The sequence below is a fragment of the Streptomyces sp. NPDC054841 genome, from assembly GCF_053611045.1.
This window is the reverse complement of record NZ_JBSGZO010000396.1, coordinates 1-8130: the sequence shown is the minus strand read 5'-3', so window position 1 is coordinate 8130 and position 8130 is coordinate 1. Positions and strand designations below refer to the sequence as shown.

The 8130-nt window shown below is 66.9% G+C and carries 1 protein-coding gene; it reads left to right on the top strand.

Annotation, left to right across the window (positions count from 1 at the left end; genetic code table 11):
• Positions 1-177 precede the first annotated feature (177 nt).
• Positions 178-8130, top strand: a 7953-nt coding sequence (locus tag ACWGI8_RS34350) for a hypothetical protein (protein WP_453667000.1), incomplete at its 3' end; no start/stop codon positions are given.

Here is an 8130-nt window from a genome sequence, read left to right as displayed (position 1 = left end):
CTGGTGGCGGGCGAGTTGGTCCGGATCAAACGCGGTGTCACCTACTTCCGCCCACAGGAGCCCGCCCGACCCGAAAACGTCCGGATCGAGATGACCGAGCCGCCGGTGGGCAGCGTCACAAAACTCCTGGCGCCGCCGACGGAACAGAACGGCTTGGGCCTGAACAAAGAAGAGGGCGTGGCCGACCCGCTGGTAGCCGCGGCCCGGGAGCTGGTCAAGAAGGGAGCCCCCAAGCACCTGGACGGCGTGTGGCACATCTCCGGCACGGACCCCCGGAACCGAATGTTGCCCGGGCGGCTGGAGAGCGTGCTCAACCTGGACATCCTGGCCATTGTGATGGACCAGGTGCGCGGCCCCGGTATCACCCTGACCGCCACCATCGGCTCAGGCGTGACGCAGGAGACGGTTCAGCTGATGGTCCAGGCCCGTCGCCCTGACAGCACGTGGAACTGGCGGGGGCAGGTCGAAGCCGATGTCACCAAGTACTTGATGGACTACGGTTACACCGCGGTCAGGCAGAACAGCGCCGACACCTCCGGCCACACCCTGGCGCAGGGACTGGAGGGCGCGGTTCCGGGCGAGGGCCCGTTGGGCTGGGCCCAGGAGGGTTTGAGCGCGAGGGACACCTCGGGAACGGGCGAGGGGCGCTCCACCACAGCGACAGGGCACCACCACGCTGGTATCACCACCTCCGGTACGGCTGACATCTACGACGGCCCGAAGACAACCGTCACCATCGCGCTCAAGCGGGTGGTGAAGCCTGGCAAGGCGATCAACCGGCTGGGCCTGAACCTGCCGCACATGTTCATGCGGATCCGCTACCGCGTCGCCGACACGGACAGGACTGACCTGCAGACGGAGATACCGCTGATCGAGCGGGTCGTGGTACCACGGGAGTACCAGCCCGATCCTGCCCAGATGGGCACCCTGGAGCTGCCCGAGGATCAAATGGCTGACGGCGCTCCGGACGCCGTGAACACCACCGGATCGGCGACCGAGCCGACGGGCCGGCCGCAGCCGCTGAGCCACACAGTGGTCGAGATCCCCTACGGAACATCCGCCAAGGACCTCGGGCTGCGGCCCTTCGAGCTGAAGCCCACTGATCTCAGCCGACTGACCATAGCCCCGTTGGGTGCCCGCCCCGAAGCGCTGGCCAAGGTCTTCAAAGAATTTCGCCGGGCACTGAGCGGCGAAGCTCCACCGAAGAGCGGCGATCGCAGCTCCGCCCCGGCGCAGTTCGCCGAGTGGGGCAACGCAAGCATCGCCGCGCTCCAGCTATTTCTGTCTTCCACCCTGATGATCAGCAGGTTGGGTCAGCTGACCGAGCCCGGTGGCTACCAGCTGCCTCCGATCAGCCTTCCCGGTGTCATCGGCCGCCTGCACATCGGGCTGGAGCTCTACAACCCCGTTCCGCTGAACTGGATGGGTGCGAGGGCAGCGGAGGCGCTGGCGCGACAGGAGGAGACCCAGTGGTCCGTGACCCGGACCGAAGCCGTCGCCCACGCCGCGGGTATCTCTGGACTCCTGCACACCGGGGTCACCGATCACACCGGGCAGTCGCTTGACGTGGTGCCGGCGCTCGACGGCACCTCCCTCACCGCCGAGGTCCGGAGCACTGAGGTCGCCACGAGGCTCACGCCGACGCACCGGTCCACCGCCCGGACGATACCCAACTGGCTTCGGGTGGGGACCGGGGCACTGCTACACCTGAAACTGAGTGCGGGTGAGACGGATGGGCTGTTTGACAGCACTGGTGAGGTGCGGATGTCATTCCGCCTGGACCGTTTCCTGGAGCTTCTGGCCGGCCCCGAGGCGGTGGTGCCCCGCGGGCTGGCGCACAAGCTGGGCATCCCCACGCCATCGGGACGCTACTTCCCATGGGTCCACGACGATTCGGAAATGCTCCAGGCGGCTCTCAACTTCCCGAAGTATGCCAACACCCAAGTCCTGCATCTGCACACCAACCAGAAGGGGCTGATCACCCACTTCGACCGGGAGCTGACCTACGAGGCCTTCGTCGAACAGGTGCTCCCGGGCCTCGACTTCGAACACGATGGTCGCCAAGACGAGGGCCTACTCCGAGTCCTGAGTTTGTGCCCGTGGGAGGGACAGCAGGTCCAGGACCGGTTCGAACTCGCCGAAAAGTTCCGGACCGGCGGGGCCACGACCGTCCTGGTGCCGAACCGGACGGTGTGGACCTTCGGGGTGGACACCGTGCTGGCCGTGGAGCTGGAGGAGACTGCGGACGGCAGCCTGAAGGGAGTCCTCGGCTCCTTCGAGGAATACGGTGAGGGCGGACTGCTGCAGATCCACGGTGCAGATCTGCAGTTCACCCTGGCCACCCGTATGGGCCGAAGGACAGCCAACACCCGACCAGCAAATGTGCGGCAGTTGGCGCACAAGGTGAAGTGGGGCGTCAACACCTCCACAGCTAAGGACGCCGAGCACTTGGTTCCGACCACGAGGGTCGGCCATCGCAGGAAGACTTCCGACGCGAGTTCCCTGCTGTCCGTGAGTTCCGTCAAATCCGCAGCAGAGGAACTCGTGGGGCCGGGGGCCCCGAAGAACCTTACGGACGCGGCCGAGGCGTTCGTGCAGGCGCTGGGTGGCGTGTTCACCGAACAGATCACCCAATTCGGGGCAGACTCGGAAACCTCAGGGCCGCTGCATGTGCCGGGCGCGGAGCCGACAGCGTCGACGATGGTCGAGCAGTGGCCGGTGCAAAGCCCTCGGCCGAAGGCTCGGTCGGCGGACGAGCTGTGGCAGAGCGCGATCGCCAAAGCCAAGGATGCGTCTGTCCTGCACCACCTGTTCCTGGCTCTGAAGGACGGCCTGGATCCCGATCGGGTCAACGAGCTGATCAGCGCCGTGCGTGGCTGGCCCGCCACGGTGGCAGCCACCGCTGAGCAGGACTACAACCAGATCGCGGAGCGGTATGTCGCGGACCTGGTCACCCAGGTGCTGGAGGGTACCGGCTCCCACGCGGCGCTCGTCGCGCTGAGGTCGGTCGAGGCGGCAGCGGCCGCCATCGAGCGGATGCGGCAGGACCCGGCGCTGGACAAGTCCACGCCCGACGGTCCGGAGCGTCTGGCATCGTCCGCCCTCGAGAACATGGTGTCAACGGTGGTCGGGAACACCGTCGGCGAGAAGCCGATGCCCACGTCGTTTGCCTCCCCTGTGGTGTCACCGGTCTCTTCGTTGTCCCTATCTCCCAAGTCCGGGGGGAGTACCAGGCCGCGGCGCGGATCCGCGCCTGACGAAGCAGCCCGCGCCGTAGCAGCCGTAGGCCCCATGCTGACATCGGAACAGGTGCAAGAGGCCGCGCTGCTGGCGGGCAAGGTGGCGGTGGCTGCGGCAGAGCTGAGTGCCGCCGCGGTAGCCGCGAGCAGCAGCGCTCCTGGTCCGGCACTGCTGACGGATCGGCTCAGAGGGGCGACGGCGGAGATCCAGCGGGCCGGAAAGGCATCATTCCGCGCGGCGGCCGACGCCCGTCGGCAGCAGGCCGCGCAGGACGAGGCCGCGGCTGAGAGGCGGTTCGCCGAGGAGATGGTCTCGGCGAAGGCCAGATTCGACAGCGCTTTGCACATGGCCCGAGACCCGCAGCACCGGCGGGATCTGAACAGGCTGCGTGAGGTCACCGAGGGGAGGCTCAGGGCCGAGGTCGAGGCGGCCCGGGAAAAGGCAAGGAACAAGTACGCGCGGGCACAGTCCTGGGCGCAGGCAGATCCGGAGACGCAGAGCGCCGCACTGTCGGCGCAGGACGAAGCCAGGGATCGTCTGCTGACGCAGAGCACGGAGGGTTCCGCGTTCCGCCAACTGACGGATGCGGTGCGCACGGTACTCGAATACTCCACCTTGCTGGACACGATCGACAGTAGTCGCGCGGCACTGATACGGGCGGCCGCTCCGGAGGAAACGCTTCTGAAGAGGAAGCAGCGCCTCTGGCAGTCCGAGGAGCAGGGCACGCTCGAAAACCGGGACGGCTTCGTACTGGTTACCAAGCCCTCCGATGAGTCGCTAAACCAAGGGACGACACCAACTCCGGCACATGGGTTTTTCCGGAAGGTCATCGTCTCTGGGCAGCAGCTGTCCAGCCATCTGCGCCGACCGATCGAGGTGCAAGCCGATTCCGACATGGACAGTTTGCTGGGGTCGGATTCCTCGCATCATGATGTGGAGTCAGACCTCCAGCTGTCTCCGGTTACTGGCGAGGTTCCGTCACCTGAGGATCATTCCGTCGTGACGGCGGCAGCCGGGACAGGGGTCTTCGATGCGCTCAGCTCCTTGTCGCCGACGACTTCCAGCCTGTTGGAGCCGTTTGACACAGTCGTGCTAGGAGGCAGAAGGGCGTCGACACACTCCGAGACCGTCAGGCAGGCCGGAGCCCAGGTCTTGCTTCCGCCTCTCACGCCCGTCACTGCCACCAAGTCTTTGCTCGATCCCGAGTTGGTCAGTCGGCTTTACGCCCAGGTTCACCTCGCCCTGGATCTTGCCTATCCGGGGCTGCTCCGCACCGACGCCACGGTGACCGACGACATGGCGACGCCCGCTCAGCTGATGGCCGCGCTCAAGTCCAAGGCTGCCCAGGACGCCCTCGACGCCTCCGGACTGCCCTGGAACCGAGCGCGGGCAGATCGCCGCGACAACAACGAGAAAGCCCTTAAGGCGGCACTGAGCCCTGAGCTCCTCGCGCTGGGACTCGAAAGCGGCACGGCCTATGACGTGCAGTTGAAGAGGGTGGGATTGGGACGCACCACGGCGGTGACGCTGCAGATCGGCGTGGTCGTGGGCGCGTTGCGGGACGCCCGAGTATCGGTGTTCGCGACAACCCACGAGCGGCTGCCGAAGGCCGTCCGCGGGTTGCTGCCCGGCTCGGCCAAGCTCGCTTCGGACACCGGACGAACAACCAAGTCACGGACGACACTGGTCAGCGACTTCCGGATTCCGGTTCCTCTCATCGAGGGGCCTTACAGCAACGCAGGGCAGCCGAGTGGGCAGTTGCCGGCACCCGCGTTTGCCCGGGAGTTCGTGCTGTCCTCCGGCGCCACCCTGGGCCGGGAGGCACTGGAGCGTGCCGTCCTGCGGCGTGCCCTGACCTTGGTCGACCAGGAGACGTTCAACCGCCTGGCGCGGGGCTTTCGAAACCACCGCACCGATCACGGCACCTTCCTGCTGGCCCTGCACGTCAGCTCGACGGGCGAATTCTTCGCCGGGATCGGGGGTGAGGATCCGGCGCTCCACCGCGTCGACGCCGGCGAAATCGGCCAGGTGGTCAAGCGGATCGTCGATGAGATCAACCGTGTGGCCAAGACTGACGGAACCAAGCCGGCTGTCCGCGCCGTGCAGTTCATCGGTATCTCGTCCCAGACCGCGGTGCTCCAGGTGTCCAGGCCGCCGACAGACCCCGGTGGGACGCAGCCGATCCCCAGGGATGTCCGCGTCGCAAGAGACCTGGAGCGAGTCTCTGAGATCGTCGGGGTCCCGGTGCTCGGCCTGCCGGAGGACTTCACCGAGGTCGTCGAAGAGCTCTCCGGCGAGTTGATCGGTGAGCGATACGTCCCGCGGCAGGACGGTGGGGGAGTCGATGCTGAGGTCGCCGAGTGGGAGCAGCACTCCGGCCCGACCGTGGAGCGCTCGGACGAATACCTCACCGATTTCCTCGGCCGTGTCCGCTCCCGGGACCTGCCCTCGGCAGTGAACGCCCGCGACGGCATTGTGTTCTCCGCTCAGGACCAGCAGCTGATCAACGTCGTGCCGAACTCAGTCCGTCGGCGGGACATGTTCGTGGTACGCATTCCCACGAAGTCCTTTGGCGCCGACCTGGGCCTGCCGGTCCTGCCGGTGCGCAGTCTCGGGAAGACAGCCGAGCAGCCCGTTGCGCGGCCCAAGGAGTTCGCGGAGCAGCTGCTGCTGGAGGGGCTCAAGGAGGGGCAAGACATCGCCCTGGCCACCAGTGTGACCGGACAGCAGCACTTCGACCGGTTGAACGCCTGGCTGACAGCGGTCCAGGAGCACTTGCTTGACAGATTCCTGGAACGACGCAAGTCCAAGCCCGGCATCTCGATGACCGAACCGCTGGCAGTGAGCATTCATGTCCCCCCGCCCGGGCACCACGCGGACGAACAGGACGGAAAGCTGCTGCTCAAGAGGCTGGAGGAGTTCCCGCAGAGCACCACCCGGGCTGAGTGGCGTACCACGACCCTCACACGCAAGGACGTCCCCGCCACAGAGTCGGTGTACGTCGCCCACCAGGGAACACTGCGTCGGCGAGATGAGCCCGTCCTGCACTGGGTCGGCCGGGCAGCGTTCAGCGACGACACATATCGGCAGTTCGATCGCGGCCTGTTCCGCGACCAGGTCAGCGACTTCGAGAGCTTCCTGGTCCTCGACGATATGCCGCTGCCGGAGAGCCGGCAGACATGGCCGGCGGTCCAATTCGGGGACATGAAGCAACCATTGGCCCCGGCGATCGTCGACAGCCTCGTCCGGCCGTTCGTGAAGCTAGGCAGACCGAAGAACGGCCAGCGTCAGCTGCAGGTGCTGCACATGCTGTTCAACGCGCCGGCCGACCCCTTCCGATACTCCTTGCTCGAAAAGGTTGTCCAGGAGATCGCCGATCGGACGCAACTTCTGGTGCTCATCCCTGAGGCCGGCGCGCATGGGACCCGCGACCGAAACCACCAGGGCGTGCCCAAGTCGGTGGCGCGGAAGGGGACGGCACCGGCCGGTTGGAATGCGATTGCGCCGGCCAACTGGGCTTTCCACCCCGGGCGGATCGATGTCATAGATGGTTTCTTGGACTATGTGCCGTACCCCTCGACACACATGGTGCGTGAGGGTTCCGCGGTGCTGCTGGCCTCGGTCCCGCCCGAGCAGCGCGGACTCGTCCGGCAGTTGGCCGCCAGGCTGACGCCGGTCCCGAAGCTGGTCCGGGTGCTGGTGGAGTTCCGGAACGGGAGCCCCGTCCTGAACTATGTCAGCAACGGGCGGATCGTACGCACCGACAGTGACGTCGACCGGTTCGCCGACTGGCTCCAGGCAATGGTAGAGTTGAAACGCGACACCACGGTGCAGATCTTGCACTGGCAGCGGGTCCGCGGTGAGCGGACGAAGTGGGCACCAACGAGCCTCACTTATAGGGACTGGTACGGGGACGCCAACGACGCCCAGTACACCACTCTCAAGACCTTCGGTGAAGTTCTCCGCACCAAGATGCCCAGCCGGGTGATCTTCACCCAGGCGTGGCGCCTCGCCAACGGCGATGCCGTGGCTGTGTCCCCACTGGACCACACCATGCGCGCGGACTGGGACGGACTGCCGAAGTTCGGAGAGTCAGGGCTGAACGACAACTCCCCTCTTGCCAGCGATCCTCTGGGCCGGGTCCGGGATCAGAACGCGCCCTGGGCGATGAAGCTGGGCGATGGTGTGGCCGTGCTCGATCGTCGGATCAGCGCGACACAACTCGCCAAAGCAGGCCGCGAGTTCGAGGAGTGGACAGAGCGACTCAACCGCTGGCTGCGCGAGACCGCGCCGGACGGCCAGACGCCCGCTGCCTTCCCCGTAGCGCTGCCGGTGGTCGAGGGCGAACCCGTGATCTACTTCCCCCAGTGGACCGGCCGGGTCACCGCCGGCCTGGACGCCGTCCTCAAGGAAGGCGGCTACCACCCATCGCGGGCGCTCATCCTCGGCGTTCACCCCTCGGTCAGGCTGCGCACCCTGGAGGGCCTGCGGCAGCAGCTCGAACAGCGACACGGCGTGCCGGTGCGGCTGGCCCACATGCCGCGGGCCTTGCACGCGGCGCTGTACATGGCTGACCCGGCCACCACCCGCCGGATGGTCCCCCAACAGCTGCCGCCGATGCCCCCGCCGGAGCCCCCGCGGGCCGACCTCTGGGTCACATCGGCCCGGCGCCCGTCGCTGCCAGTGCCCGGGACACCGGTGGATGCGGACCCGGAGTGGGCGGAGACGATCCGTGAAGCGTACGAGCGCAGTCGTCCTGTCGACACCCGTCGAATGTCGCTGCCGCCGCTCGACCTGCCGCCCGAGTCACCGCTCAGCGACGAGCTGTCCCGGAGGATGTCGCTCCCACTGCCCCAGGAGCTTGCCGGCACGAGTGTCGAAGAGCCGGAG